The sequence below is a fragment of the Pseudomonas sp. Leaf434 genome, assembly GCF_001425545.1.
In the GTDB taxonomy this organism is placed as follows: domain Bacteria; phylum Pseudomonadota; class Gammaproteobacteria; order Pseudomonadales; family Pseudomonadaceae; genus Aquipseudomonas; species Aquipseudomonas siliginis.
This window is the reverse complement of the sequence record NZ_LMQZ01000001.1, coordinates 2,454,419-2,481,418: the sequence shown is the minus strand read 5'-3', so window position 1 is coordinate 2,481,418 and position 27,000 is coordinate 2,454,419. Positions and strand designations below refer to the sequence as shown.

General features: G+C 62.3%; 22 protein-coding genes. 6 read left to right on the top strand and 16 right to left on the bottom strand.

The window, feature by feature from the left end; genetic code table 11:
- Positions 1-1,863, top strand: a complete 1,863-nt coding sequence (locus ASG55_RS11100; RefSeq protein ID WP_016772767.1) for a DEAD/DEAH box helicase — start codon at positions 1-3, stop codon at positions 1,861-1,863.
- A 248-nt stretch (positions 1,864-2,111) separates the two neighbouring features.
- Here ASG55_RS11100 and ASG55_RS11095 read toward each other — a convergent pair whose 3' ends face one another.
- The gene (locus ASG55_RS11095) at positions 2,112-2,690 is read right to left on the bottom strand and encodes a YceI family protein (RefSeq protein WP_039757580.1); all 579 of its coding nucleotides are present in this window, start codon (positions 2,688-2,690) and stop codon (positions 2,112-2,114) included.
- Positions 2,691-2,721: 31 nt separating this feature from the next.
- The gene (locus tag ASG55_RS11090; protein ID WP_041476792.1) at positions 2,722-3,273 is read right to left on the bottom strand and encodes a cytochrome b; all 552 of its coding nucleotides are present in this window, start codon (positions 3,271-3,273) and stop codon (positions 2,722-2,724) included.
- A gap of 300 nt (positions 3,274-3,573) precedes the next feature.
- Here ASG55_RS11090 and ASG55_RS27230 point away from each other — a divergent pair, with 300 nt between their 5' ends.
- The gene (locus ASG55_RS27230; protein WP_236708172.1) at positions 3,574-3,762 is read left to right on the top strand and encodes a hypothetical protein; all 189 of its coding nucleotides are present in this window, start codon (positions 3,574-3,576) and stop codon (positions 3,760-3,762) included.
- 24 nt (positions 3,763-3,786) lie between these two features.
- A complete protein-coding gene (locus tag ASG55_RS27225) occupies positions 3,787-4,071 on the top strand; it encodes a hypothetical protein (RefSeq protein WP_236708171.1) in 285 nt (94 codons plus the stop codon).
- Between the two features lie 363 nt (positions 4,072-4,434).
- Here ASG55_RS27225 and ASG55_RS11080 read toward each other — a convergent pair whose 3' ends face one another.
- Complete coding sequence (locus tag ASG55_RS11080; RefSeq protein WP_056786445.1) at positions 4,435-6,204, bottom strand: flavin monoamine oxidase family protein; 1,770 nt, start codon at positions 6,202-6,204, stop codon at positions 4,435-4,437.
- A gap of 223 nt (positions 6,205-6,427) precedes the next feature.
- On the opposite strand from ASG55_RS11080, the gene ASG55_RS11075 reads away from it, so the two are divergent.
- Both ASG55_RS11075 and ASG55_RS11070 read left to right on the top strand, forming a co-directional pair.
- A complete protein-coding gene (locus tag ASG55_RS11075) occupies positions 6,428-7,834 on the top strand; it encodes an adenosylmethionine--8-amino-7-oxononanoate transaminase (RefSeq protein WP_056786442.1) in 1,407 nt (468 codons plus the stop codon).
- A gap of 144 nt (positions 7,835-7,978) precedes the next feature.
- Positions 7,979-8,698, top strand: coding sequence for a 16S rRNA (uracil(1498)-N(3))-methyltransferase (locus ASG55_RS11070; RefSeq protein WP_056786439.1), 720 nt, complete (start codon positions 7,979-7,981; stop codon positions 8,696-8,698).
- Positions 8,699-8,873: 175 nt separating this feature from the next.
- Here the strand turns inward: ASG55_RS11070 and trhA are convergent, their stop codons facing one another.
- Positions 8,874-9,491 (bottom strand): PAQR family membrane homeostasis protein TrhA, encoded by a 618-nt coding sequence (gene trhA, locus ASG55_RS11065; protein ID WP_039757573.1) that lies wholly within the window; start codon positions 9,489-9,491, stop codon positions 8,874-8,876.
- Between the two features lie 140 nt (positions 9,492-9,631).
- Between trhA and ASG55_RS11060 the strand changes: the two genes are divergently transcribed.
- A complete protein-coding gene (locus tag ASG55_RS11060; protein WP_056786436.1) occupies positions 9,632-10,552 on the top strand; it encodes a LysR family transcriptional regulator in 921 nt (306 codons plus the stop codon).
- Positions 10,553-10,750: 198 nt separating this feature from the next.
- Here the strand turns inward: ASG55_RS11060 and madM are convergent, their stop codons facing one another.
- The 12 genes from madM to ASG55_RS11000 all read right to left on the bottom strand — a co-directional run bounded on the left by madM (position 10,751) and on the right by ASG55_RS11000 (position 26,822).
- Positions 10,751-11,515 (bottom strand): malonate transporter subunit MadM, encoded by a 765-nt coding sequence (gene madM / locus ASG55_RS11055; RefSeq protein ID WP_041476796.1) that lies wholly within the window; start codon positions 11,513-11,515, stop codon positions 10,751-10,753.
- 5 nt (positions 11,516-11,520) lie between these two features.
- Positions 11,521-11,913, bottom strand: coding sequence for a malonate transporter subunit MadL (gene madL, locus ASG55_RS11050; RefSeq protein ID WP_016772756.1), 393 nt, complete (start codon positions 11,911-11,913; stop codon positions 11,521-11,523).
- A 67-nt stretch (positions 11,914-11,980) separates the two neighbouring features.
- Positions 11,981-12,901 carry a malonate decarboxylase subunit epsilon gene (gene mdcH, locus ASG55_RS11045; RefSeq protein WP_056786434.1) on the bottom strand — a complete coding sequence of 307 codons (921 nt, stop codon included), beginning with the start codon at positions 12,899-12,901 and terminating at the stop codon, positions 11,981-11,983.
- A complete protein-coding gene (locus ASG55_RS11040; RefSeq protein WP_056786430.1) occupies positions 12,898-13,518 on the bottom strand; it encodes a malonate decarboxylase holo-ACP synthase in 621 nt (206 codons plus the stop codon). Before ASG55_RS11040 ends, mdcH begins: the two co-directional genes overlap by 4 nt.
- The gene (gene mdcE, locus ASG55_RS11035) at positions 13,512-14,297 is read right to left on the bottom strand and encodes a biotin-independent malonate decarboxylase subunit gamma (protein ID WP_056786427.1); all 786 of its coding nucleotides are present in this window, start codon (positions 14,295-14,297) and stop codon (positions 13,512-13,514) included. The genes ASG55_RS11040 and mdcE overlap by 7 nt, the downstream gene beginning before the upstream one ends.
- Positions 14,294-15,145, bottom strand: coding sequence for a biotin-independent malonate decarboxylase subunit beta (locus ASG55_RS11030; protein ID WP_056786424.1), 852 nt, complete (start codon positions 15,143-15,145; stop codon positions 14,294-14,296). The genes mdcE and ASG55_RS11030 overlap by 4 nt, the downstream gene beginning before the upstream one ends.
- Positions 15,138-15,437, bottom strand: coding sequence for a malonate decarboxylase subunit delta (locus ASG55_RS11025; protein WP_056786420.1), 300 nt, complete (start codon positions 15,435-15,437; stop codon positions 15,138-15,140). Before ASG55_RS11025 ends, ASG55_RS11030 begins: the two co-directional genes overlap by 8 nt.
- Positions 15,437-16,294, bottom strand: coding sequence for a triphosphoribosyl-dephospho-CoA synthase (locus ASG55_RS11020; RefSeq protein ID WP_056786410.1), 858 nt, complete (start codon positions 16,292-16,294; stop codon positions 15,437-15,439). The genes ASG55_RS11025 and ASG55_RS11020 overlap by 1 nt, the downstream gene beginning before the upstream one ends.
- Complete coding sequence (gene mdcA, locus ASG55_RS11015; RefSeq protein ID WP_016772750.1) at positions 16,294-17,964, bottom strand: malonate decarboxylase subunit alpha; 1,671 nt, start codon at positions 17,962-17,964, stop codon at positions 16,294-16,296. The genes ASG55_RS11020 and mdcA overlap by 1 nt, the downstream gene beginning before the upstream one ends.
- Positions 17,965-18,383: 419 nt before the next feature.
- Positions 18,384-18,854 (bottom strand): chemotaxis protein CheW, encoded by a 471-nt coding sequence (locus ASG55_RS11010; protein ID WP_056786406.1) that lies wholly within the window; start codon positions 18,852-18,854, stop codon positions 18,384-18,386.
- The gene (locus ASG55_RS11005) at positions 18,847-24,762 is read right to left on the bottom strand and encodes an Hpt domain-containing protein (RefSeq protein ID WP_056786403.1); all 5,916 of its coding nucleotides are present in this window, start codon (positions 24,760-24,762) and stop codon (positions 18,847-18,849) included. The genes ASG55_RS11010 and ASG55_RS11005 overlap by 8 nt, the downstream gene beginning before the upstream one ends.
- Before the next feature lie 11 nt (positions 24,763-24,773).
- The gene (locus tag ASG55_RS11000; RefSeq protein WP_041476807.1) at positions 24,774-26,822 is read right to left on the bottom strand and encodes a methyl-accepting chemotaxis protein; all 2,049 of its coding nucleotides are present in this window, start codon (positions 26,820-26,822) and stop codon (positions 24,774-24,776) included.
- Between the last annotated feature and the right edge of the window lie 178 nt (positions 26,823-27,000).

Sequence of the window (27,000 nt, the reverse complement as noted above, 5' to 3'; positions counted from 1 at the left end):
ATGTCCTTTGCTTCCCTCGGTCTCTCCGAGGCTTTAGTCCGTGCCATCGAAGATGCGGGCTATACCGAGCCTACTCCGGTGCAACAGCGGGCCATTCCCGCCGTGTTGCAAGGTCGCGACCTGATGGTGGCGGCTCAGACAGGTACCGGTAAAACCGGCGGCTTCGCCCTCCCGATTCTGGAGCGGTTGTTCCCCAACGGTCACCCGGACAAATCCCAGCGTCACGGCCCGCGCCAACCGCGCGTGCTGGTCCTGACCCCGACCCGCGAACTCGCGGCCCAGGTGCACGAGAGCTTCAAGATCTACGCCCGTGACCTGAAATTCGTCAGCGCCTGCATCTTCGGCGGCGTCGGCATGAACCCGCAGGTCCAGGCCATGTCCCGTGGCGTCGACGTTCTCGTCGCCTGCCCGGGTCGCTTGCTCGACCTCGCCGGCCAGGGCAGCGTCGATCTGTCCCACGTGGAAATTCTCGTTCTCGACGAAGCCGACCGCATGCTCGACATGGGTTTTGTCCACGACGTGAAGAAAGTCCTCGCGCGTCTGCCGGCCAAGCGCCAGAACCTGCTGTTTTCGGCGACCTTCTCCAAAGACATCACCGACCTCGCCGGCAAGCTGCTGCACAACCCGGAACGCATCGAAGTCACGCCGCCGAACACCACGGTCGAGCGCATCGAACAACGCGTTTTCCGCCTGCCGGCCAGCCACAAGCGTGCGCTGCTGGCGCACCTGATCACCGCCGGCGCGTGGGAACAGGTGCTGGTCTTCACCCGCACCAAGCACGGCGCCAACCGTCTCGCTGAATACCTGGACAAACACGGCCTGCCGGCTGTGGCAATCCACGGTAACAAGAGCCAGAACGCGCGCACCAAAGCCCTGGCCGACTTCAAGGCCGGCGAAGTACGCATTCTGGTTGCCACCGACATCGCTGCCCGTGGCCTGGACATCGATCAGTTGCCGCATGTGGTCAACTTCGAGCTGCCGAACGTCGATGAAGACTATGTGCACCGTATCGGCCGTACCGGCCGCGCCGGTCGTTCGGGCGAGGCGATCTCGCTGGTCGCGCCGGACGAAGAAAAACTGCTGAAAAGCATCGAGCGCATGACCAAGCAGAAGATTGCCGACGGCGATCTGATGGGCTTCGACTCCAGCACCATCGAAGCCGAGAAGCCGGAAGCCCGCGAGCGTCCGGACATCCGCAACCCGCGCAATTCCCGTGGCCCGCGTGGCGACGGTCCGAATGGCGGCGGCGGTGGTGGTGGTCGCAAGGACAAAGGCAAAGACAAGGGCAAGGAAAAACCGGCCGGTGAACGTGGCGAGCGCCCTGCCCGTCAGCAGAAACCGCGCGAAGGCACCCCGAGCCGCGAACAGCGCCCGAGCCAGCCACCGCGTGCAGCAGCTGACCGTGCCCCGGACGAGTTCCTCGACGACGATATCGATAACTTCGGTAACCGCGTCGACTACGTGCCGAAAGCCGCTCCTGCCGGCGGCCGTGGCCGTCGTCCGGGTGCACCGGCGCAAGGCGCTGGCGCACCCCGTGGCGGTCAGCCCCAGGGTCGCCAGAACGGTCCGCGCAACAGCAACGGCTCGAGCACCGGCACACCACCGGCCAAACGCAGCGGCCCGCGCAATGGCGCACCGCGTGACGGTCAGGGTCGCCGCGACGAATCCGCGCCGCGCAATCGCCGCCCGGCCCGTGACGATCAGCCTCGCAGCGAACCGGCCGTGCAGAACCCGCGCAGCAACGGGCCGAAGATCATGCACAAGGAATCGAAAGCCGACCGCTTCCCGACGCCTGAGCAGCTCGATCAACTGCCAAGCCGCCCGCGTGGCGAGAAACCAGCACTGCTGACCCGCAATCGCTGAGTTTTAACCCGCCATGAAAATGCCCCGACTCGAAAGAGCCGGGGCATTTTTTTACCTCGATTATCTCTGCCATACCGCAATACCCCTGTGGGAGCGAGCCTGCTCGCGAAGGCGGCGGGTCATCTGAATCTTTGCCGATTGACACACCGCTTTCGCGAGCAGGCTCGCTCCCACAAGGAATAGCGTGTTATGACAAAAAAAACGCCCCCGACCTTTCGACCGGGGGCGTTTTCATGTGGCGGCGAAAGTTATTTCGCTTTCACACCTTCAAACGAAACATACAGCTCGACCGCGTCGGACTTAGGACCGAGGTCTTTCTGCTTGCCGAAATCGGAGCGCTTGATGGTGGTGGTGCCTTCGAAGCCGGCACGGTAGCCGCCCCATGGATCCTTGCCTTCGCCCAGGAAGGTTGCCTTGACGACAACTGGCTTGGTCACGCCCAGCAGGGTCAGGTCGCCGGTCACGTCAGCGGTGTTGGCACCGGTGGACTTGACGCTGGTGGATACGAAAGTAGCCTTGCCGAACTTGCTGGCGTTGAGGAAATCAGCGCTGGCGATGTGCTTGTCGCGCTCGGCGTGGTTGGTGAACACGCTGGCAGTGTTGACGTTGAACTCGATCTTGCTGTCTTCAGGCTTGGCAGCGTCGAAGCTGAACTTGCCGTCGATGTCCTTGAAGGTACCGGTGATGTAGCTGTAGCCCAGGTGGCTGATCTTGAAGTCGACGAAGGCGTGCTGACCTTCCTTGTCTACTACATAGTCAGCAGCCATTACGTTGGCGGACAGCACGGCCGAACCGATTGCCAGAGCGGCCAGAGTCTTTTTCAACATGCTTTCTTTTCCTTTGAGTCGAGGTTGAATTTCAGGCTTTGCGACCGAGCATTCGAGTGAGGGTCGCATCACGATCGATAAAGTGGTGCTTCAATGCTGCCAACGCATGGAGACCGGAAAAAATTACCAGTGCCCACGCCAGCCACAGATGAATCACCCCAGCGGTATCTGCCTGATCCGGTAGTCCGGAGAGCAGAGCAGGGACTTCAAACAGGCCAAACACCGGGATCCCGACACCGTCTGCGGTGGAAATCAGGTAACCGGCAATCATCACAGCGAACAGCGCCAGATACAGAAACCCGTGGCCGAATTTAGCGCCGATACGGGTCATGCGGCTGTAGCTTTGCAGCGTTGGCGGCGGTGGGCTGATGAAGCGCCACAGCACCCGCAACACCATCACACCGAGCAGCACCAGACCGATGCTCTTGTGCAGATCCGGCGCGTCTTTGCGCCAAGTGCTGTAGTAATCCAGTCCAACCATCCACAGACCCAGCGCAAACAGCCCGAAGACCGCCAGCGCCACGCCCCAGTGCATGAAGATGCTGACCCAACCATAGCGCGAAGAAGAGTTACGTAGCTGCATTGCCCAAATCCTGTGAGAACTGCGAACCAAGACTAGCGAGTTATCTATCGAATTAAAGCGGAAAATTTTGCTTTGAAATATCGATAAATACGATCAAGAGTCTGCGAGCGGGGTGTTAAGGAAGGATTAAAGGCGATTCCTGCGTAGAGCGCTTGTACAAATGACGGGGGCTGCATTGACCATCGTCATCTCTGCACACGCATACGGCGAAACTCGACCCTGATAACTATGTACCGCTGATGCGCAATTCAAACCTGCTCGAATGATGCTTCTTTTCATTATTCAAACAGGCACGAAAACATGGCTCTGCGATATACGCCCTTTCAAGCAAGTGGTTCGTCTGTACTGCCGCCCAATCAAACGATGTCTGCGGGCCAATTCCTGCAATCCGAGAACGGTCGATTTCGTCTGATGCTGCAAAGCGACGGGAACCTCGTGCTCAAGGACGGTGAGGCGATCATCTGGATCGCCGACGCCAATCAACCTTAAAGCGCAACTTTGCACCCGAAGAAGATGCGCGAGCCGCTGCAGTTTGTGATCAGCAACAGCGGCTTTCTTTATGACCCCTCCAGGCGACGATTATGGATCGCGGAAAGCACGCACAGCACCGACAAGTCGCTTTGGTACAACACATACATGACTGTGCAGGACGATGGAAACCTGGTGATTTACGACCAGCGCACGGGCAGTCTGCGCTGGGCGCGTTTCGGTTTCATTCCCGGGCGCCTGCGCAAACCCAAGCAAAAGTGGCTGAGGAAACTGCCGAACGGGACAGAATTCTTCAAGTGGGAGTTTTGACTGACCAGCCATTCATGGCCGATCAGTTATGGAGTACTGCCGGCGGTTGCAGGCATTCGGCACTGTAGGGGTCTATGTGGCACTTGTGCGCCAGTTCAGAACCATAGCCGCCGGGGAAAAATTGCCCGTTGCTACATCCGGAAAGTGCAATCAAAACCAGTATCGCGATAAGCGTTTTCATAGCATGCCTCCAATTTTTTCCAGCATAAAATTGGCGCGCTGGCAGCGGCTATCACCTCATTCCGAGCATCTTGTGGGAAGGCTCCGGTACGCCGGTAAGTCCCGTAACCGGATGACGAAGGACTGAAACGCAGGGCAAAAAAAAACGCGACCCGAGGGCCGCGTTTTCATGTGAACAAAGCCTTACTGCGCCTTGGTCTCGGTCGTTGCAGCAGGCTTGGCCGCTGGCTTCTTCGCCGGTTCAGCCTTCTTCGCCGCCGGTTTGGCCGCCGGCTTTTTCGTTTCGGTTTTTGCCGCCGGTTTCTTCGCCGCTGGCTTGGCCGCTGCTTTTTTCGCCGGCTCGGCTTTTACCGGGGCCGCTGGCTTCGGTGCTTCCACCGGCGCAGGTGCAGGTGCCGGGGTCGGCGCAGGCGCTGGAGCAACAGGTGCTGGCGCAGGCTCTGGCGCCTTCACAGGCTCTGGCTTCTTCTCGTCATCCGAACCGCCGAACAGGTTGCTGAAGAAGTTGCCCTTCTTCGCCGCTACCGCACCCGCCGCGCCTGCCGCAGCTGCAGCCGGAACCACTTTGGCCGGTTCGAACGACTTGCCTGCCGCCAGATCTTCAACCTGGCTAGCCGCGCGCTGGCCGGTGCGCAGTGCGCCTTCCAAGGTGCCCGGGTACAAGGTGTCGGTGTGTTCGCCGGCGAACGCTACGCGTTGCAGCGGACGTTCCCACAGGCGCCAGAACTTGCTGATCTGCCCCGGGCCGTAAGCCAGGTAGGCGCCGCCCATCGACGGATCGGTGCTGTAGCGACGGATTTCATAACCGGTGAACGAGCCACGGGCCTGTGGGTAAAACGCGTGCAGACGGATCAGCACCTGATCGACCATCTGCTTGTCGCCGAACGCCTGCATCACACGGGCGTTATCGCCGGACAGGTTGATCACCACGTTGGCGCCGCCCTTCAGTGCCGGTTCGATCCAGAGCATGCCCAGACCGGTATTGCTGTAGATCTCGCCGGACATGCGCGATTTGCTTTCCCACACTGGCGTCTTGAACTTCAGCATGATCTGGTCGCGCCAGCCGTAGTTGGTGCCTTTGATCGCCGCCAGATGCTGGGCATCCAGCGCAGGGGTCAGGGCGATCTTGTTCAGCGCGCGCAGCGGTACCGCCAGCACAACGTAGTCGGCCTGATAGCCGACGCTGCCGACTTTGACGGTCACACCGTCCTTGTCCTGGATGATGGCCGAGACCGGCGAGCTGGTCTTGATGGTCTTGATCTGTTTGACGAAGGCCTGGGCCAGGACCTGGCTGCCGCCGACCAGACGCGAGGCGCGCAGGTCGCGGTCGGAAACGCCGCGATAGACGCGGTTCTGCTGAGCGAAATACAGCAGCGACAGACGCGAAGGTTCGTCGTAGTGGGTGCGAATGTCCTGGTTGATCAACTGACGCGCGGTGGCCGGCAGGTTCTGCTTGTCGAGCCAGCTCGATACGGTGATCTGGTCCAGTGCATGCAGGGTGGCGGTCGCCGCCGGGTTCTGCGGGTCGTCGATCGAGCGCGCCAGATCGTCGAGGGTTTTCTGGTAGCGCTTGAGCGCATCGGCGGTGGCTGGCTGTTTGGTGGCCAGATCAGCGGCGGAGAAATAATCGCCGTCGATCAGATAACCCGGGGTACGGACGAATTCCGGCGCCGGCGTGGTGCCGAGCTTGAAGGTCGACACGTACTTGTTCAGCACCGGCTGGGTCTTGTCGTTGCCGATCCACTCGCTGGTGGCCATGCCCGAGCGCCCGCCCAGGCTCGGTTTGGCTTCCAGCAGGGTGACCTGCCAGCCTTTGTTCTGCAGTTCGTAAGCAGCGGTCAGACCCGACAGGCCGCCGCCGATCACGATCGCGGTTTTATCCTTGGCCAGCGCCGTAACGCTGAACAGCCCCAACATCACCAGCGCACAGGCGCGCAGCCAACCGACAGACATTCAGCGAACTCCGGAAAAACATGTGGGAAAAAGCAGTTTTGCGAGTCAGACGACTCAAAGAACCGCGAAGAATACGTTAGCCATCAAAACGCCGCCAGCGACGTCTATCGGCTCAGACAAAGTAGCTCAATCGACACAATGGGTTGTTCCCGCGCGATGCATTGCATAGGCTTGCGCGATTGTTCGCCCGCGCCTGACGCGAGCCGCCTCGAGGAGACTGTAAATGGGCCTGAATAACCAGTGGATGCAACGCGATCTCGCGGTGTTGTGGCATCCCTGCACCCAGATGAAAGACCACGAACAGCTGCCGCTGATCCCGATCAAGCGCGGCGAAGGCGTCTGGCTCGAAGACTTCGAAGGCAAGCGCTACCTCGACGCAGTCAGTTCCTGGTGGGTCAACGTGTTCGGCCACGCCAACCCGCGCATCAACCAGCGCATCAAGGATCAGGTCGATCAACTCGAACACGTGATCCTTGCCGGTTTCAGCCACCAGCCGGTGATCGAGCTGTCCGAGCGCCTGGTGAAGATGACCCCGCAAGGCCTGAACCGGGTGTTCTACGCCGATAACGGCTCGTCCTGCATCGAAGTCGCGCTGAAGATGAGCTTTCACTACTGGCTCAATCGCGGCCAGCCGAACAAGAAGCGCTTCGTCACCCTGACCAACAGCTACCACGGCGAGACCATGGCGGCGATGGCGGTCGGCGATGTGCCGCTGTTCACCGAGACCTACAAAGCGCTGCTGATGGACACCATCAAAGTGCCGAGCCCGGATTGCTACGGCCGGCCCGACGGCATGAGCTGGGAAGAACACTCACGCAATATGTTCGCGGCCATGGAACAGACGCTGGCAGAGAATCATGACAGCGTCGCGGCAGTGATCGTCGAGCCGTTGATTCAGGGCGCGGGCGGCATGCGCATGTATCACCCGGTGTACCTCAAGCTGTTGCGCGAGGCCTGCGACCGTTACGGCGTGCACCTGATCCACGACGAAATCGCCGTCGGCTTCGGCCGCACCGGAACGATGTTCGCCTGCGAACAGGCCGGCATCCGCCCGGACTTCCTCTGCCTGTCCAAAGCCCTCACCGGCGGCTACCTGCCGCTGGCCGCGTGCCTGACCACCGACGAGGTCTACAGCGCCTTCTACGACGACTACCCGACCCTGCGCGCCTTCCTCCATTCGCACAGCTACACCGGCAACCCGCTGGCCTGCGCTGCGGCATTGGCGACCCTGGACATCTTCGAGCAGGACAACGTCATAGAGAACAACCAGGCCCTCGCTCAACGCATGGCCTCGGCGACCGCGCATCTGGTGGATCATCCGAATGTGTCGGAAGTGCGCCAGACCGGCATGGTCCTGGCCATCGAGATGGTCAAGGATAAAGCCACCAAAGAGGCCTACCCTTGGCAGGAGCGTCGCGGTTTGAAGGTCTTCCAACATGCGCTTGAACGTGGCGCGTTGTTGCGGCCACTGGGCAGCGTGGTGTATTTCCTGCCGCCGTATGTGATCACCCCGGAGCAGATCGACTTTCTGGCCGAAGTGGCCAGTGAAGGTATTGATATTGCTACGCGTGACAGCGTCAGTGTTGCGGTGCCGAAAGACTTCCATCCCGGCTTCCGCGATCCGGGCTGATCTATTTCACTTAAGCTTCAGCGGTGAACGGACTACCGTCATCGCTGGCAAGCCAGCTCCCACAGGTCCTGCGCAAGTCCTTGTGGGAGCTGGCTTGCCAGCGATAGGGCCGCCAGACTTTTACACTTTTTACAGAGACCCCGCATGAGACTGTCCCGCTTCTTTATCGACGCCCCGCTGAGCACTGGCGAACACGAACTGCCGGAGGCTCAGGCGCATTACATCAGCCGCGTCCTGCGCATGGCCGAAGGCGATGCGGTGCAGTTGTTCGACGGTTCCGGCCATGAGTTTCGCGGATCGCTCGTCGAAGTCGGCAAGAAGCGCGTGGTCGTGCAGATCGACGAGCAGTTCGCCGGACAAATCGAATCGCCGCTGCAGATCCACCTCGGCCAGGGCCTGTCCCGGGGCGAGCGCATGGACTGGGCGATTCAGAAAGCCACTGAACTCGGCGTGACGCAAATCACCCCGATCTTCAGCGAACGCTGCGAAGTGCGGCTCAAGGACGAACGCGCCGACAAGCGCTTGCTGCATTGGCGCCAAGTGGCAATCAGTGCCTGCGAACAGTGCGGGCGTTCACGGGTGCCGGTGATTCATCCACCAGTATTGCTGGCGGACTGGCTCAAGCAGACTGAAGCCGAATTGAAACTGGTGCTGCATCCGGTCGCAGAACCGCTGGTCAGCCATGCCAAACCGGCGACGCTGGCGTTTCTGATCGGACCGGAAGGTGGGTTGACGGATGGCGAAGTCGAGCAGGCCAAAGGCAATGGCTTCCACGCCGCCCGCCTCGGCCCACGGGTGCTGCGCACCGAGACCGCACCGGTGGTGGCGTTGGCGGTGGCCCAGCAACTGTGGGGTGACTTCTAAGGCCCCTTCGCGAGCAGGCTCGCTCCCACATTGGATCTAGGGTGTTCACAAAACCAGAGTTCACTGAAGATTTATTGTGGGAGCGAGCCTGCTCGCGAAAGCGGTGTTTCATTCAACGAAGGTGTTGGCTGACCTGACGCCTTCGCGAGCAGGCTCGCTCCCACAGGGATTGCATTTACAGGACGTAAAACAGAATCGCCACAAAATGCAGCAAGCTCCCGGCAATCACGAACAGATGCCAGATGCCATGGGCATGCCGCAGGCGGTGATCCAGGGCAAAAAAGATAATCCCCACCGTATACAGAACCCCTCCCGACGCCAGCCAGGCAAACCCCGCTGTGCCCAGTGCGGCAATCAGCGGTTTGACCGCGACCAGCACGATCCAGCCCATCACCGCGTAAATCACGATCGACAGAATCCGCGCCTCGGAACGCGGTTTGATCTCTTGCAGGATGCCGATCAGCGCCAGCCCCCAGACAATCCCGAACAGCGTCCAGCCCCAAGGCCCGCGTAACGTCACCAGGCAGAACGGCGTGTAGCTGCCGGCGATCAGCAGGTAGATCGAGAAATGATCGACCTTCTTCATGATCGCTTTCTTGCGCCCGCGCACGCTGTGATACACGGTCGAGGCGCTGTAGAGCACCAGCAAAGTGAAGGCGTAGATCGCCACGCTGACAATCTTCCACGGACTGCCGTCGAGGCTGGCAATCACCAGCATCCATACGCCGCCGATAAACGCGGCGATGGCTCCGACCAGATGGGTCCAGGCGTTGAGTTTTTCCCCGTGATACATGTATTGCTCACCTCACATTCGTTACCGCAGCGCGCAAGGCTCGGGCCTTGAGCGTAAAAGCGCAATGTTTCTGTTCAACCTCGCCTGCGCGGCCCGCGGGAATTGGGCACAATCGGCCGATACCAAAAAGAGTCCGCGCCATGCTGATCGACGAAGAATTGACCCTGAAAAAACTCGAGGTGTTCCTCGCCTTCATGCGCACCGGCAACCTCGCCCGCGCTGCCGCCGAACTGCAGACCAGCAACGTCAGCGTGCACCGCGCCATTCACTCTTTGGAAAACGCCCTGCGCTGCCCGCTGTTCAAACACGAAGGGCGCAACCTGACGCCGCTGGAAAGCGCTTATGTGCTGGAAGAACGTGCGCAAAAGCTGATCAACGACGTCGTCGACAGCGTGCGCCTGACCCGCGAAGCCGCCGGGTTCTCCGCCGAGCGCTTCAAGCTCGGCTCGCTGTATTCACTGACGGTGAAGACCGTGCCGCAGCTGATCATGGGCCTGAAGATCCGCCGCAGCGAACTCAACATCGACCTGATCCTCGGCTCGAACATCGACCTGCTCTACAAGCTGAAAAACATGGAAGTCGACGCGATTCTGGTGTCGCTGGACGACAGCATCAACGACCCCGATTGCGAACAGATTGCGCTGTTCTCCGACGACATCTTCCTCGCCACCCCGGCGGATTCAAAATTCGCTCAGCGCAGTGAAGTCGATCTGGCGGAAGTGCGTGATGAAACCTTCATCACCCTGACCCAGGGCTTCGCCACGCATCAGGATGGTGTGCGGGTATTCAAGCAAGCGGGGTTCGAACCGAAGGTGGCGATGCAAGTCAATGACATCTTCACCCTGCTGAGCATGGTCAGCTCGGGGGTGGGGTACGCCTTGTTGCCGGGGCGGATTGCGGCGGTGTACGAGAATCGGGTGAAGCTGATTCCGTTGCAGGAGAAGTACCGGTTGCAGCAGCACATTGGCGTGGTGTTTCTGAAGGCCAAGGAGCGTGACCCGAATTTGCTGGCGTTGCTGGCAGAGTGTCGGATGTATGCCAATCGGCAGGCTGGGGTTTAGATCAAGATCAAAATCAAGAGCTACCCCCTCACCCCAGCCCTCTCCCCCAAGGGGTAGAGGGGGAAAGGGAGCAGATCGGGGGCTTTTTCAGAACCTGAGTTCGACTTAGAAATTTCAGGTCGATGTATAACGCCAGAACAACTCGGTCAGTCCCCTCTCCCTCCGGGAGAGGGTTAGGGTGAGGGCAGCTTAAATTGACTAACCCATCAACCCGCGCATCGCCAGAAACAACAGCGAAGGCCCAAGCAGACACCCGAGCGCGGTGTAGAACGCCGCCGTCAGGCAACCGTACGGCACCAGCTTCGGATCGGTGGCCGCCAGGCCTCCGGCAACACCGCTGGAGGTGCCCATCAACCCACCGAAAATCACCGCGCTGCGAGGATTGTTCAGGCCGATCATCGGTGCCACGAACGGTGTCATCACCATCACCAGAATCGCCTTGATCAGCCCCGCCGCAATCGACAGCGCCATCACCTCGGAGCTGGCACCAATCGCCGCACCGGTCACCGGGCCAACGATATAAGTCACGGCACCGGCGCCAATGGTGGTCAGGCTCACCGCATCGGTGTAGCCGAACGCCATCGCCACGCCGACGCCGGCGACGAACGAGGTGCCAACGCCGACAAACAGCGCCAGCACACCGACGAATCCGGCGCGTTTGAGCTCATCGACACTCACGCCAAACGCCGTCGCCACAATCGCGAAATCCCGCAGCATCGCGCCGCCGAGCAGGCCGATGCCGGACAGCAGGGGAATATCCACCACGCCTTTTTGCCCACCGGTCAGTGCGCCGCCGATATACGACAGCACCAGCCCGAGCAGAATGGCGATCGCCGAACCGTGCAGACGGCCCTTGGTGAAAGTGTTGGACATCCAGTAGGACACCCACATGGTCAGGCCGACAATCAAAAAGCCGCTGATCAGACCGTAGCCGGTGATCACTTTCATCATTGATTCGTACATGGCGATTACCCCGCAGTCTTGGCAGGAGCAATCGGTGTCTCTTGCTTGTTGCCCATGCGCGTCAGCACCGGCACCAGGGCAAAAGCGATCACTACGGCGAGGGTGCCGGCAAGAATCGCCATCGGCCCGCCCTTCAGCGCACCGTAGACATTCTGCTGCGCGGCCATGGCGACCACGATGGGAATGTAGATCGCGCTCCAGAACTCCACGCCCTGCTCGGTCTTGCCCTTGAGCCAGCCGCTCTTGTAGAGATAGCTGCCCAGGCCGATCAACAGCAGCATCGCAATACCGACACCGCCGACATTGGCCGGCACGCCGATCAGCTTGCCGAGCAGTTCACCGACCCAGATTCCGACCAGCGTGCAGAAGGCGAGAAACGCCACACCGTAAATAATCATTGTTGTAGTCCTCAAAGTGCATCGTCGAATGTTGTTTTTGTTGTTCGAAGCTTGAGTCGCGGCGGTTTTAGAGTTGGCGGCCACCCTCCTCGCGCAACAGCGCTTGCAGGGTATCGAGGCGGGCACTGTCGAAGGCAGTGACGGTACCTTGCTCGAACACCCGGCGCGCCAGCCCGGTCAGCACCGCACCGGGCGGCAGTTCGATCTGTAGACGTACGCCCCGCTCGTAGGCGCTTTGCACGGTGCCGCGCCAGTCCACCACGCGGCACATGTTGAAAGCGAGGTCATCTCGCAGCGCTTCGACTTTGCTCACAGGGCGGGCGCGGCTGCCGCTGAGATAGCCGATCCGTGGCGTTTTAAGTTCGACCCTGGCGAAGGCTTCGGCAAGCGCCTGCGCCGGTTTTTCCAGCAATGGGCAATGCGACGGCACGCTCACCGCCAGCCGCTTCGCCACTCCGGCGCCGCGACTGCGCGCCAGTTCGGCCACCGCGTGCATGGCCTTGTCGCTGCCGGCAATCACCACTTGGTTATCGGCGTTGATGTTGGCCAGATACACCGGCGCATCTTCGCTGTGCACTTGCGCCAGCAGCGTTTCGACGGTGGATAACTGCAAGCCGATGATCGCGGTCATGCCGTAGCCCTGTGGATAGGCTTGTTGCATCAGCTCACCGCGCAGGCTGACCAGATGCAGCGCATCGCTGAAGCTCAATGCCCCCGCCACCACTGCCGCCGGGTAGGCGCCGATGGACAGGCCGGCGACGTAATCCGCAGTCAGTTCATCCTGCAATAACTGCCGCGAAGCAGCGACACCGGCGATCAGCAGGCACAACTGAACCGCTCGTGTCGTGCGCAATGCCTCGGCACAATCCAGCAGCAAGACATCCTCGCCGAGCACATCACTGGCCTCGACCAGCGTTTCCCTTGGCAAACGCTGGAGCATGCCCGCTTGCTGCGCGCCTTGGCCGGGAAACACCAACAGGCTGCTCACGCTGCCTGCTCCTGCGGGTTCCACGGATCCGTCACCAGACAGGCCTGATAAGCATTTTTCAGCAGCACTCGGGACGAACCGTTGGCCCATTCACGCAGCGCCACCGCGCCGAATGGCGTCTGCAATTGCATGTCGACTCGGCACACAGTTTGATCAAATAGCGCGACCAGTTCGCGCGCCTGATCACGGCCGATCATCTGCGGCGCACGCAGAATCAGATCGAGATCACTGGCCGCATGCATTGCTCTGAAACCACTGGCCAATTCAAACCCGACACTGCCGCTGACACCCCAGACCCAACGGCAGTCATCGAGCATCGGCCGCAGTTGTTTGAGCGCCTGCATCACCGGCAGATCTCGCTCACACTCAACATGACAAAGGGCTTCGGGACTGACCCGACAGGCAATCGAATCCAGCGCCATAAACGCCGCCAGCCGCTGCTCGCGCAACACACCGCGCACACCGACCGCGACCTGACCTTCCTCGCTCAAGGCCCGGCGCACCACCACCGGTTGCCCGGCCGCCAGCGCCGCGATCGCCCACTGCGGCGCATCCGCCGGCAACTGCGCCGGGGTCATGCCCCAGAGCAGATCGTGGGCCAGGGGCAGGTTCACCACTGCGCCCTCAGCAATTCGCGGACTTTGCTGGAGGCGGCACGATTGCTCGCACCAAGGCGCCCTTTCAAATCAGTGCCGGTCACATCGCTGATCGCTTGCTTCAGGCACTCGCTCACCCGCGCCAGATCTTCCGCCGTCGGTTGTTCGATCTGCTGCACCGAGAGGGTTTCCCAGAGCAGGCCGAGGCTGGCGTAGCTGTCGATGTCGTAGGCCATGGGCGGCACGCTCGAGGCCAGCGCTTCCAGTTCCTCGACACTGCGCAAGGTCACCCGCGCCGCCGAGGCTTTGCCCATCGCGTGGACCATCACGCCGGGATCGCGCAAAGCAATCAGGCGATTGGCCTGATAACCGTGGGCGAGAAACGCACCCGACATGGCCTTGCCCACCAGCAGCGCAATCACCGGATGCCCGGCCAGACGCGCACGGGCATAACTGTCCGCCGCGCCGGCCAGCGCCTGATGAATGCCGAGGGCTTCTTCGCGCCGGCCATACGCCTGGCTCGGCACATCGACGATGGCGATGATCGGGCGCTTCTGTGCGCTGTCGCGGTCGGCGCTGATCGCGTCATCCACAGCCTTGGCCAGCCCCCAGCCTTCGAGCAAACCGACTTCGCCATTGCGGGCGCGGGGAAAACGATTGTCCGGGTCGCCGACCACCGCGATAAACCTGCCGAGCTCAGCGTCGGCGACTTTCAACGACGGCGGCAAACCTTCGACGACACTGGCGCCAGCGCTGAGCGCATTGAACCAGTGCAAACCGCGCAGTGAGTAACCGCTCATGAGCGCTCTCCTTGATACAGATCGCGAACCACCGACGGTTCGATTTGCTGGTCAGTGTTCAGCTTGCCGAGGCGTTGCAGGAACCACTCGGCGCGCTGACTGCGCGGCTGTGCCGGCAGGCCTTGCTGGAGCAATTCACCGACCTGCTGACGAATCTGCGCCACGTCATCGCCGACATAACGGTCCACCAGTCCGGTGTTGAAACGCTGTTCGCCGCCGGTCAGGCTCCAGATGAAGGGCCGGTCGCGGGAGTCGTATTCCTCGATCCCGGCTTCCTGCTCGATTACCTGCGGGCCGTTCAGGCCGAGACGTGCTTCCTGGGTCACCAGCAAATAACTGCACAGCGCTGCGGCGATCGACATGCCGCCGAAGCAACCGACACTGCCGGCGACCACGCCGACCACCGGTTGGTATTGCTGCAGATCGACAATCGCCGCGTGAATATCGGCAATCGCCGCCAGCCCTAGATTGGCTTCCTGCAAGCGCACGCCACCGGTTTCCAGCAGCAACACGGCGCGGGTGGGGATACCGTTGCGGTTGTCTTCGGCAGCCAGTTCCAGCGCGCCGGCAATCTTCGCCCCGCCGACTTCGCCAAGGCTGCCGCCCTGAAACGCACCTTCAATCGCCGCGATGACCACCGGCAAACCGTCGAGGCTGCCCTTGGCGATGATCACGCCGTCGTCGGCTTGCGGCACTACACCCTGGCGCTCGAGCCACGGCGACATGACCCGTTGAAACGGATCGAGCAGTTCGCGAAAGGTCCCGGCGTCGAGCAAGGCTTTCGCCCGCTGCCGTGCGCCAAGTTCGACGAAGCTGTGTTTGTTGAGCAACGCTGCGCTGTCAGTCATGGCCGATCTCCTCGAAACCCTGTTCCAGACGCAAGCGCACCACCCCCGGTGTCGCGCCGAAATCGTGGATATCGATGGCCATCGCTGGCGGCGTGGTGCCGTCGAACATCCGCGCAAACAGGTGCTGCCAGCGCTGCTGCGCGCCGTTGACCGAGGTCTGCACGTTGATCGTCAGTTTGCCGGCCAGACCCGGTTCGATCAGCACTTCCAGATCACCCGAGCCGACACAACCGACCAGCGCCCGCCCGCGTGGCGGCTGCCCGGCGGGGAATTCAAACGATAGGCTTTCCATCAAAACGCTCCCTGAACAATGCCGTCGCGCTCGATGCGATCGAGCAGCAGCGTGGCCGCGAGCAAGTCAGCGGCGCCACCGGGCGAGGCATTCAATGCGATGAGTTGTTGATCGAGTTCGTGCAGGCGCCGACGACCGCTGAGGCTGGCGCTGCCGCCGGCATCGAGCACCGCTTGCGCGCCGGCCTGCATGGCCTGCAGGCCCGGTTCGCCGGCGCGGTAAAGCACGCAGGTGTCAGCCAGTTCGGTCATGATCGCCAGCAACGCATCGAGCCGGGCGTTCTGTTCGCCGTGGCCGTTGGCGCGGCTTTTATGCAGTTGCGGCAGGCCGCGTTGCAGCACGGACGGGAAGCCGAGTTGCGCTTCCTCGCGAGCACCGCGTGCGCCGTAACGCTGGGCGACTTGTGCGCCGTGGCTGAGCGGCGTCGGTGCGTAGCGATCGTCGAGCAGTGCCAGGCGTGCGGCGCACAGGGCGATGGATTTCGGTTGCAGCGCGGCGGCTGTCACCAACAGTCCCAATGCCCAGATCGCACCGCGATGGGTGTTGACGCCGTTGGTGGTCACGAGCATCGCTTGTTCGCCCTCGCGGCCGATGCGGCCGATCGCTTCGCGCAACGGCAAACCGACTTCACCGATCTCCAGCGCGGCCTCGGCCATTTCCTTGAATGCCGGCCACAAGGCCAGCGCCGACGCGTGCATCAGGCCCAGGTGCAGATCGGTGTGTGCGCCATTGCCGCGACGATCGACCAGCGCCGGTTTCGGCGACAGATCGGCTTCGTCGATCAGCGCGTCCACCGCCAGATCGGCCAATCGATCAGCCAGGGACAGCGGTTTCGCTTGCAGGTTAAATGCGTGCATTACCAGCTCCTGAATTTGGCGGGCGGGTTGTACAGGCCGCCGGACCACTCGACCAGATCGGCCACGCTTTTCGCCGCGAGCAATTCGCGGGTGGCGTCGGTGCGGCGGATGCCGAGGTCTTCGGGCAAGGCGATCAGGCCTTCGCGGCGCATGCGTTCGGTGTCTTTCGGGTTGTGCCGCAGGCCGATGGCGGTAACCCCGGCAACCGCCGCGATCATCGCCTGGCGCTCTTCCAGCGAGCGCGCCTTGTACAGGTAGGCGATGCCTTCTTCGGTGAGCAGGTGGGTGACGTCGTCGCCGTAGATCATGATCGGCGCCAGCGGCATGCCGCTTTTCTTCGCCACTTCCACCGCGTCGAGCGTTTCGACAAAGGTCGGTTTGCCGCCCTCCTGGAAGGTCTCGACCATTTGCACCACGAGTTTCTTGCCGCGTTCGAGCATCGGTTGCGGCCCGTCGGCGTGGCGCATGTCCAGCCACGCCGGGGTGCCGTGACGGCGGCCGCGCGGGTCGTGGCCCATGTTTGGCGCACCACCGAAACCGGCGAGACGGCCCCGAGTCACCGTCGAGGAATGGCCGTCGCCGTCGACTTGCAACGTCGCGCCGATAAACAGATCCACCGCGTACTGCCCGGCGAGTTGGCAGACCATACGGTTGGAGCGCAGCGAGCCGTCGCGGCCAGTGAAGAACACATCCGGCCGAGCGGCAATGTAGTTTTCCATGCCCAGTTCGGTGCCGAAGCAATGCACGCTCTCGACCCAGCCGCTTTCAATCGCCGGGATCAGCGTCGGGTGCGGGTTGAGCGTCCAGTTGCGGCAGATCTTGCCTTTCAAACCGAGGGATTCGCCGTAGGTCGGCAGGATCAGTTCGATGGCGGCGGTGTTGAAACCGATGCCGTGGTTGAGTGACTGCACATTGTGTTTTTCGTAGATCCCGCGAATCGCCATCATCGCCATCAGCACGTGCACAGGCTTGATGTGGCGTGGGTCGCGGGTGAACAGCGGTTCGATGTAGAACGGCTTGTCGGCGACCACAACGAAATCGACCCACGACGCCGGGATGTCTACGCGAGGCAGCTCGCTGACGTCATCGACCAATTGGTTGACCTGGACGATAACGATACCGTCGCTGAACGCCGCCGGTTCGATCAGCGCCGGGGTGTCTTCGGTACTCGGGCCGGTGTAGATGTTGCCAGCGCGGTCGGCCATGAAACCGGCCGAGAGCACGACATTGGGAATCAGGTCCACAACGAGGCGGGCGTAGAGTTCGATGTACGTGTGAATGGCGCCGACTTCGAGCAAGCCATCTTCGAGCAACTGGCTGATGCGCAGGCTCTGGGTGCCGGCGAAGGAGAAATCGAGCTTGCGGGCAATGCCACGTTCGAACAGATCAAGGTGCTCGGAGCGGCCGACGCTGGGCATGATCATGTGCAGATCGTGGAGCTTGGCCGGGTCGGCCTTGGCCAGCGAGCGCGAAAGGAAATCCGCCTGCTTCTGGTTGTTGCCCTCCAGCACCACGCGGTCGCCGGGATGGATCAGCGCTTCGAGCGCGGCGACGATCTTGTCGCTAGGCAACACCGCGCCATCGGCGAGCCCGCGCACCTTGTCGAGCCGGCGCTGCTTCTCGTCACGCCGCCGCGTCCAGCGCGAGTCGGGGGAAATTGTTGTTGTCATGCTCACTCCACGGGGTTCGCTGTCGTGGAGCCAAGTTAGGCGTGTGTGGTGAGGGCATCAATCAAGCTGGGTGGTGAATCATTACGCTGAGCGTAACGTTCAAAAGCTACCCTCACCCTAGCCCTCTCCCGGAGGGAGAGGGGACTGATTGGGGGATGCTTGGGAATGACGCTGACCTGAACCCGTTGTAGTGAATCCATAATCGACTCGGTCATTCCAGGTCGATGTAGGACGCGAGACACCCCGGTCGGCTCCCTCTCCCTTTGGGAGAGGGCTGGGGTGAGGGGCTTTTGATCGTTCCCACGCTCTGCGTGGGAATGCCTCCACGGACGCTCCGCGTTCGGCTCTTGATGGGACGCGGAGCGTCCCGGGCTGCATTCCCACGCGGAGCGTGGGAACGATCAAGCGAAAGCCTTGGATCAGCGGGCCAATCCCGCATCCACCAGTAACTGCTCCAGCCCCAACAAATCCGGCACCTTCGCCACCTGCTCGCCGACCTGCACCGCCGCCTGCTCCAGCGCACACAACGGCACATCCACGTAACTCAACTGACTGTCGAGCTTGTACGACCGAGGAATCCCCTGCACCAACAGGGCGATGAATCTGAGCTGCGGCAAGCCGCCCAGCGCATTCAGGATGACGATCCGCGCCCGTTCGCCGATGACGATTTTCTGCCCGCAGGCCGATTCGAAACTGATCAGCGGAATCTGCCGCTCGCGCCACGTTACCCGGCCCAGGTACCACGGCGGCGTGTCGAGATCGAAGGCGCTGGCCTGGTAGTCGATCAGCTCGGCGATGGCGACATTGGGCAGGATCAGGTTGCGATCGGCCAGCGGCAGCAACAGCCCGGTGAGCTGGCTGGTGCGCGGGTTGTGCCGGTGCTCATGCATGTTTCTTGCTCCACTGAGCGATGCTCTCCAGCAACACCGATTCCTGATACGGCTTGCCGAGGTAGTCGTTGACGCCGATGGCCATGGCGCGGTCGCGGTGTTTCTGCCCGGTGCGCGAGGTGATCATGATGATCGGCAAGTGGCGCAGGCGTTCGTCGGCGCGCACCTGGGTGGCGACTTCGAAGCCGTCCATGCGCGGCATTTCGATGTCGAGCAGCATCAGGTCGGGCAGGTGCTCTTCGAGCAGCAGCATCGCATCGACGCCGTCCTTGGCAGTCAGCACGTTCATGCCGTGGCGCTCGAGCAAACGGCTGGTGACTTTGCGCACCGTTACCGAGTCATCGACGACCATAATCAGCAGCGGCTTGTGCGGTTCGCTGTCGATCTCCGTGGGCGTCGGTTCCTGCGCCAGCCGCGCCTGCATCGCGCGGATCGGTGCGAGCAGATCCAGAATCAGCACCACCCGGCCGTCGCCGAGAATCGTCGCCCCCGACACGCCCTGCACCGCCGCGAACTGCGGGCCGAGGCTCTTGACCACGATCTCGCGAGTGCCGGCCATGGCGTCGACCAGCACGGCAATGTGGCGGTCGTTGCAATGCACCAGCAGCACCGGCAACGGCAGGTTCTGCCCGAGCAGTTTTGGCCGTGGCGCAGTCTTCAACAGCTCGCCGAGATAGCACAGCTCATAACGCTGGCCGCCGTATTGATAACTCGGTGGATCCTGCCGGAAGTGCCCTTCCAGATCATTCGGCAACACGCGCACGATGCCTTCGATGGTGTTCAGCGGAATCGCGTACTGATCCTCGCCGCACTGCACCATCAGCGCGCGGTTGACCGACACGGTGAACGGCAGGCGAATGCGGAAATGCACGCCCTGCCCCGGCACCGAATCGATACTCATGCTGCCGCCGAGCTGACGCACCTCTTCGTGGACCACGTCCATGCCGACGCCACGCCCGGAAATCTGGGTGATCTTTTCCGCCGTGGAGAAACCCGGCTGAAGGATGAACTGCAACACGTCGCGGTCGCTGATCTCGGCGTCGGGCGCCAGCAAGCCGCGTTTGATCGCCTTGCGCCGCACGGCTTCCAGCGGCACCCCGGCGCCGTCGTCGCGGATGTCGAAAACGATGTCACCGCCCTCGCGGGACAGATCAAGGATGATCTGCCCTTGCGCCGGTTTGCCTGCCGCCAGCCGCACATCGGCGGGTTCGAGGCCATGGTCGACGGCGTTGCGCAGCATGTGTTCCAGCGGCGCGGCCATGCGCTCCAGCACGTTGCGATCCATCTCGCCATCGGCATTGCCGACGACGAATGCGACATCCTTGCCCAGCTCTTCGGCGACCTGACGAACGATGCGTTTCAGACGCGGCACCATGCGTTCGAACGGCACCATGCGCGTGCGCATCAGGCCTTCCTGCAATTCGGTGTTGATCCGCCCCTGTTGCTGCAACAGGTTCTCCGCATCGTGATTGCGGCGGTCGAGGGTTTCCTTGAGGTCGAGCAGGTCCGAGGCGGATTCGAACAGCGCCCGCGACAGTTGCTGGAGCTGCGAATGGCGGTCCATTTCCAGCGGGTCGAAGTCTTCATAACCGAGACGTTCGCCATCGACTTGCTGGCGGCTGAGAATGCGCCCCTGGGTTTCGGTGTCGAGGCGGCGCAACTGATCGCGCATGCGCTCGATGGTGGTTTCCATCTCGTTGAGAGCAATCTGCGCATCGTTGACTTGCTGCTCGATTCGCCCACGAAAGATCGAGGTTTCCCCGGCCAGATTGACCAGTTCATCAAGCAGCTCGGACGAGACCTTGACCATGTCCGCGCCAGCATCGGCGGCCGGTGGCGCAGCCTCGGGCTTGGCCACCGGTGCCGCGACCGGCGCCGGTGGCGCTTCAACCTGCACCGGGTGACTGAAATTCTGGATCGCGCTGATCAGCCGATCGGCCGGTGGGCACGGCTGCCCGGCGCGCACACCATCGAGCATTTGCGCCAGTCGGTCATGGCCGCGTTGCACCAGCGCAAACAGTTCGGCAGACGGTTGCAGCGCACCGCTAGAGAGACTTTCGTAGAGAAATTCCAGCTCATGGGCGAGGTCGCCGATCGGGCCGATTTCGACCATCCGCGCGCCACCCTTGAGGGTGTGTAGATCGCGCAGCAGGGTTTCAATCTCCTGACGGTTACCCGGCTCGGCCTGCCAGCGCAACAGCGCGGCGCCGGAGCTTTCGATGATGTCGAAACCTTCTTCGAGGAAGATTTCCAACAGTTCCGGGTCATGCCCGGCGTTGTCGTGTTCGACCGCTGCGGGGGCAGATTCGCTGGCGGCCTGGCCCTGACGCAATTGACGGATCGCGTCGATCAGATCCTGCGCCGGGGTCAGCGCTTGATGCGCTTGCAGTTGCTCCAGCATCAGCGCCAAACGCTCGTGACTTTGCTGGAGCAAACCTTCGAGCACGACGCTGTGGCTGTAACGCCGATCGACCAGCCCTTCGTAGAGATTTTCCAGCTCCTGGGCAAGGTCGCCGACGGCCTCGACCTCGGCCATGCGCGCGCCGCCCTTCAGCGTGTGCAAGTCGCGCTGCAATGACGACAGCGGCGCGGCGTTGTCCGGATCCTTGCGCCAGCGCTGCAAGGCTTGCCCGGCGCTGTCGAGAATGTCCACCGCCTCTTCGAGGAAGATTTCGACGATCTCGTCGTCAGGCTCGAGGGCGGCAACCGATTGCTGCAATTGCGCGGTGGCGCTGCCCAGTTCGCGAATATCCAGGGTGCGACTGCCGTCGCTGCGGATCAGGCCCATCGCCGCCGGGTCGAGGCCTTCGTCGAGCAGTTCCTGCAAGGCACGAATCCGCTCCGGTTGCGCGGTGATTTCCTGGCCGGCAGCGAGCTCGTCGAGCATGTTGATCAGCGCTTCGTGGGCCAGTTGCGCCTCGTGGAAAAACCGCTCACTGACCGCCAGGCTGCTTTCTTCCACCGCGCCATACAGGTCGAGCAAAGCTTCGCAGAGGCCATCGACCGGAAGCAGATCGGCAAGGTGCGCGCCCTCGCCCAGAGTGGTCAGCTCATCGAGCAGGGCACTGAGTTCCTGGCGCTCGCCGGGGTGTTGCTGCCAGCGCTGCAAAAGGTTTTCGGCGTCGAGGAGGATGTCCATGCCCTGGGCGAGGAAGTTGTTGATCAGCTGCGGATCGCGCTTGAGGCGCAGGCCGCTGTCAGCGCCATCGGAGCTGGCTTGCAGGCGCTCGGCGAGCAGCGCCTCGGTGCGTTTGATCAGCGACTGCGCACCGACAATCGGCGCCAGCGGATCGTGTTTGAGCTGACGCAGGCCGACGCGGAACAAACCCTCGGCTTCGAGCAGCAATTCGACCTCGTCCAGATCCAGCGGCAACTGATGCGCCTTGAACTCGCGAGCCAGTTGATCCAGTGAAGCCGCCAGTTCGGCCATCGGCAATACGCCGGCCATGGATGCACTGCCTTTGAGCGTGTGCAGCGCGCGTTGCAGCTCGTCGCTGGCCGGCAACGGCACCCGTTCGGCGGCCTGATCGAGGAAACGGTTGAGGCTGGCGAGATGGGTTTCAGCTTCCTTGCGGAAGATCTCCAGCAGCAGCGGATCAAGCGCGGCGACGTCGTCGGTGTCTTCGGCAGCCAGCGGCTCATCGCCTTTGGCCAACGCGTGGGCGCGGGCGGCGAGTTGGTCGACATCGTTGCGCTGGCGCTGACGCTGGGTGGCGAATTCGTTGATCAGCTCGGGCAGCAGCAACAGCGTGTCGCCGAGCAATTGGCGCAGCACTGCCCCGGGTTCGACGCTTTGTTCGAGCACGCGGTTGAGCAGGTTTTCCACCGCCCAGGCCAGTTCGCCAAGGACCAACGCGCGGACCATGCGCCCGCTGCCCTTCAAGGTATGGAAGGCCCGACGCAGCTCAATCAGGGCGGCGCGGTCCTGGGGATTGGCGCTCCAGCGCGGCAGGTATTCGTGGAGGACCGCGAGGACTTCGTCGGTCTCTTCGAGGAATACTTCGCGCAGTTCATCGTCGACCGGTTCTTCATCGGTCGGCGGCGGCATCAGGCTGTCAGGGGTGTTGCGCGCCGGCGGGTTGAGCGCCGACACCGGGCTGGCCAGCACCTCGGCGAGCGACTGCACGACGTCAGGGTCGTCAAGGGTTTGCAGATCCTGCATGAGCTGCGCTTCGCTGGGGCTGAGCACCTCATCGAGCACCGGCACTTGCGCTTCGCCGGGCTGCTCGTTGGCAAAGAAGCCGAGGCTGGCAAGGCTGTTTTGCGCGACATCGAGCAGATGCTCGGCGGGCGCCTGCGGGTCGTCGCTCAGGCGTTCGAGGTAATACTCCAGGCTGCTGATCACATCGGCCAGATGATCGAGTTGTTCCCAGCCCGGTTCGTGGGCATCGAGCATCAAATGCTCGCGAATGAAACCGTTGCAGGCCTCGACCAGACTCGCCGCGCGGGCCAGCGGAATCATCGCCAGCGCTCCGCGCACCTGCGTCAGCAGTTCGGGCAGCGGTTGCAGATGCTGGCGGTCCCAATCGGCGTCGATGTAGTCGACGATCATGTCCTTGGCCTGTTGCAGGCAGATGCGCGCTTCCTTGATCACGATCTGATGGATCTGCGTCAGGTCGGTGGTCGGCAGGCGCGCGTCTTCGGCGCTTTGCGTCTCCACCGTGCCAACCATGCCGGCCAGCGTCGCTTCGACGTAGAGCAAGGCCCCGGCGACGTCCATGAGAATGGCGTCGTTCGGTTCGCGCTGACCTTGGGCGAGGCTGAGCACCACTGCCAGTTGGTCGATGATGACTTTGCGCGGCTGGCCGAAACCCAGCACCGCGAGGGTGTCGGCGATCTGCCGCAGCGGTGCGAGCAGGCTGTCCAGATCCGAGGCGTGCTGGCGGTCGCTGCGCACGAACAGATCGAGGCGCTCCTTGACCCGCACCAGCTCTTCGCACAGCGCCGCCAGCACCGAGCGCATGGCATCGCGGTCGGGGCCGGCGAGGCGTGCGCGTTCTTCATCGACCATCGCGCTGTCGGGCAACGCGTCGTCCAGGGAGTAGTGATCTTTCATGGTCAGCATCTGCCCGGTGGGATGTTCGGCTTTGGCAATATAGAACAACAGGCTTTTCAGCAGCTCGGCCGGCGCCGGCTGATTGAGCCCGACGATGCCCTGCTCGAGCAGGCGCTTGAGCTCTTGGTCGGTGTCCTTGAACAGGCTGCGCAGCGCCGGACTGTTGGCGATGACGCCCTCGCGCATGCCCTCGACCAATGCCGAGGCGATTTGCCACAAAGGGCTCAACGGCGCGTCGCCGCTCAGCGCTTCGAGACGGCTGAAGACTTTGGCCAGATAGCCAAGGTGCGTCTGGTCGTCCTGTTCGCGCAGCAGACCGACCAGAGCCATTTGCAGCATCTGCCGCAGTTTGCGCAGCACGTTCGGCAGATCGGGCGGTTCCAGCGCGGCGAGTGCCTCGTCGCCGAGCGGCGCCAGCTCGGGCAGTGGCGGGCTGAACAGGCTGGTTTCCGCCAGCAGGCTTTCACCGCGAGCGCTGCGCAGATCGTTGATCAGCGGCAACACCACCAGCGGCAGGTCGCGGCGGGCGCTCTGCACGCGGTCAAGGTAAAGCGGCAGTTGCCCCAGAGCTTGCAGCAGCAGGTGCAGGGCTTCGTCGCGGTGCGGTACACGATCATGTTGCAGGGCTTCGACCAAGTGCTCCATTTCTTCGGCCAGTAACGCTGCGCCGTAGAACTCGACCATTTGCAGACTGCCGTGGACCTGATGAATGTACGCCAGACATTCGTCCAGCCCGGGGAAGGCCTGCGGATCGTCGAGCACGGCCTCGATCGCCTGATGCGCCAGCTTCAGCGTTTCGGCAATTTCGCCCTTGACCCATTCCAGGGCCACGTAGTCGTGCCGATCACCCATAACCACTCCACTCACGCTTTATCTGTCGCCGCCGGCAAGGTGAAACCGGACACCGAACGGCGCAACTGACTGGCCATTTTCGCCAGGTTGCCGATGCTCTCGGCGGTGGCCGTGGACCCCGACGAAGTCTGCGAGGTGATCTGCTGGATCACGTTCATCGTCAGCGAGATCTGCCCGGCCGAGGAGGTCTGCTGCTGCGCCGCGTTGGAAATGCTCTGGATCAGCGCCGCGAGGGTCTTGGATACGCCTTCGATTTCTTCCAGGGCCACACCGGCATCCTGCGCCAGTCGCGCGCCGCGCACCACTTCGGTGGTGGTCTGTTCCATGGAAATCACCGCTTCGTTGGTGTCGGCCTGAATCGCCCGCACCAGGGTTTCGATCTGCCGGGTCGCGGCGGACGAACGTTCGGCCAGCCGCTGCACTTCGTCGGCAACCACGGCAAAACCGCGCCCGGCATCACCGGCCATCGACGCCTGGATCGCCGCGTTGAGGGCGAGAATGTTGGTCTGGTCGGCGATGTCATCGATCAGGCTGACGATGTCGCCGATTTCCTGGGACGACTCGCCGAGGCGCTTGATGCGCTTGGCGGTGTCCTGAATCTGTTCGCGGATGTTGTCCATACCGTGGATGGTGTTGTGCACCACCTCGTTGCCCTTGTTGGCGATCTCCACGGAACGCTCGGCCACCGCCGACGATTCGGCAGCGTTGGCCGAGACCTGATCGATGGACTCGGCCATGTCGCTGATTGCCGTCGAAGCTTCGGAAATCTGCTGGGCCTGTTGCTCAGACGCTTGGGCCAGATGCATGGCGGTGGCCTGGGTTTCCTGCACGGCGGCGGCAACCTGGCCGGCGGTGAGGTTGATGGTGGCGACCAGATCACGCAATTGGTCGACGGAATAGTTGATCGAGTCGGCGATGGTGCCGGTGAAGTCTTCGGTCACTGAAGCGGTCACGGTGAGGTCGCCATCGGCGAGGTCTTCGATTTCGTCGAGCAGGCGCATGATCGCGTTCTGGTTGCGCTCGTTCTTCTCGGCGGTTTCACGCAACTGGCGATTGGTTTCGCGGACCATGACCAGACCGATGAGGATGATCGAGGCCAGCGCCAGCAAGCCCAGCACATAGCCGCCAATGGTGTCTGTGTTGCGCCCGCCGGCCAGATGTTCGAAACCTGTAGCAAGGTGTGAGGCTTCGTCGAGCAGGGTTTGCGACAGGGTGAAGATGTTGCTGGCCGACTCGCGGACCTTGAACAGCTCTGGCGAGGTTTCGAGGATTTCGTCCACCGAGCCGGAGACGAACTGGAACAGCTCGGAGATTTCGCTCAAACGCGCACGGGCGTCGCGGTCTTCGACCTGGCTGATTTTCAGCGCCGGGTTGCCCTGCAACATGCCGTTGAGCACCAGGCCGAAACGCGCGGCATCGCGGCCAAAGGCGTCGGCGGCCTGCTGCGAGTTTTCGTCACCGGCGAGCACCGTGTTGACGGCACCGAGGATGCGTTCGGCAAGCAACGATTGCCGTTGCGCCATCGCTACCTGCGCCGCCGGGGCGCCGCGCTGGAGGAGGATTTCCACGACTTTTTCGTATTCGATCTGCAACTGCGGCACGGTTTCGGCCAGCGTCGCGGCGACTTGATGCAGCGACAGCACGGTCTGTTCGCTGCTGAGGATCGCATCGGTGTTTTTCAACAGGCGCTCCCAGTCCATCTGCACCGCGCGCATTTCCGGGCGCACCGCGACGGGTGCCGGCGGCAGGCCGGTGTTCGGGTCACCCTTCTTCAGGTAGCCCCAGCGCTGGGCAAAATCGTTGCGCGCATCACTGAGCAGTTTGAAGGCGGCCGCCTTGCCCGCCGCCGCTTCGGTGGCGTTCTTGGCGATGCGTTGCGAGAGCACCCGCAGTTCGCCGGCATGGCCGATGTACTGCTTGTCGTAGTTCGCCTGGGTGTTGAGGTACGCGAAGTTGGCGAACAGCAGCATGATGAACACGATCAGTGCGATAAACAGCACGATGATCTGTGCGCGACTGCGCGATGCTTCTGCCGACTTGCCTGTTTTTGCTTTTGTCATCGGTCCTCGCCTATGAAACCTGCCATGGCCCTTGTGGGAGCGAGCCTTGTGGCTAGGGGATTTATCCCCGTTCGGCTGCGAAGCAGTCGCAAAAATATCGCATGCGCTGACGGTGTCAGGCATTGCAGTTTTTGGGGCCGCTGCGCGACCCAACGGGGATAAATCCCCTCGCCACATG

Excerpts from the sequence above, each read along its gene's own strand:
- ASG55_RS11060 (WP_056786436.1), top strand. The coding sequence starts at position 9,632 with ATGCTGATCGACGAAGAATTGACCCTGAAAAAACTCGAGGTGTTCCTC.
- ASG55_RS11070 (WP_056786439.1), top strand. The coding sequence starts at position 7,979 with ATGAGACTGTCCCGCTTCTTTATCGACGCCCCGCTGAGCACTGGCGAA.
- ASG55_RS11090 (WP_041476792.1), bottom strand. The coding sequence starts at position 3,273 with ATGCAGCTACGTAACTCTTCTTCGCGCTATGGTTGGGTCAGCATCTTC.
- ASG55_RS11080 (WP_056786445.1), bottom strand. The coding sequence starts at position 6,204 with ATGTCTGTCGGTTGGCTGCGCGCCTGTGCGCTGGTGATGTTGGGGCTG.
- ASG55_RS11095 (WP_039757580.1), bottom strand. The coding sequence starts at position 2,690 with ATGTTGAAAAAGACTCTGGCCGCTCTGGCAATCGGTTCGGCCGTGCTG.
- ASG55_RS11030 (WP_056786424.1), bottom strand. The coding sequence starts at position 15,145 with ATGACTGACAGCGCAGCGTTGCTCAACAAACACAGCTTCGTCGAACTT.
- ASG55_RS11075 (WP_056786442.1), top strand. The coding sequence starts at position 6,428 with ATGGGCCTGAATAACCAGTGGATGCAACGCGATCTCGCGGTGTTGTGG.
- ASG55_RS27230 (WP_236708172.1), top strand. The coding sequence starts at position 3,574 with ATGGCTCTGCGATATACGCCCTTTCAAGCAAGTGGTTCGTCTGTACTG.
- madM (WP_041476796.1), bottom strand. The coding sequence starts at position 11,515 with ATGTACGAATCAATGATGAAAGTGATCACCGGCTACGGTCTGATCAGC.
- ASG55_RS11000 (WP_041476807.1), bottom strand. The coding sequence starts at position 26,822 with ATGACAAAAGCAAAAACAGGCAAGTCGGCAGAAGCATCGCGCAGTCGC.
- ASG55_RS27225 (WP_236708171.1), top strand. The coding sequence starts at position 3,787 with ATGCGCGAGCCGCTGCAGTTTGTGATCAGCAACAGCGGCTTTCTTTAT.
- ASG55_RS11005 (WP_056786403.1), bottom strand. The coding sequence starts at position 24,762 with ATGGGTGATCGGCACGACTACGTGGCCCTGGAATGGGTCAAGGGCGAA.
- ASG55_RS11100 (WP_016772767.1), top strand. The coding sequence starts at position 1 with ATGTCCTTTGCTTCCCTCGGTCTCTCCGAGGCTTTAGTCCGTGCCATC.
- trhA (WP_039757573.1), bottom strand. The coding sequence starts at position 9,491 with ATGTATCACGGGGAAAAACTCAACGCCTGGACCCATCTGGTCGGAGCC.
- ASG55_RS11025 (WP_056786420.1), bottom strand. The coding sequence starts at position 15,437 with ATGGAAAGCCTATCGTTTGAATTCCCCGCCGGGCAGCCGCCACGCGGG.
- mdcE (WP_056786427.1), bottom strand. The coding sequence starts at position 14,297 with ATGAGCGGTTACTCACTGCGCGGTTTGCACTGGTTCAATGCGCTCAGC.
- ASG55_RS11020 (WP_056786410.1), bottom strand. The coding sequence starts at position 16,294 with ATGCACGCATTTAACCTGCAAGCGAAACCGCTGTCCCTGGCTGATCGA.
- mdcA (WP_016772750.1), bottom strand. The coding sequence starts at position 17,964 with ATGACAACAACAATTTCCCCCGACTCGCGCTGGACGCGGCGGCGTGAC.
- ASG55_RS11010 (WP_056786406.1), bottom strand. The coding sequence starts at position 18,854 with ATGCATGAGCACCGGCACAACCCGCGCACCAGCCAGCTCACCGGGCTG.
- madL (WP_016772756.1), bottom strand. The coding sequence starts at position 11,913 with ATGATTATTTACGGTGTGGCGTTTCTCGCCTTCTGCACGCTGGTCGGA.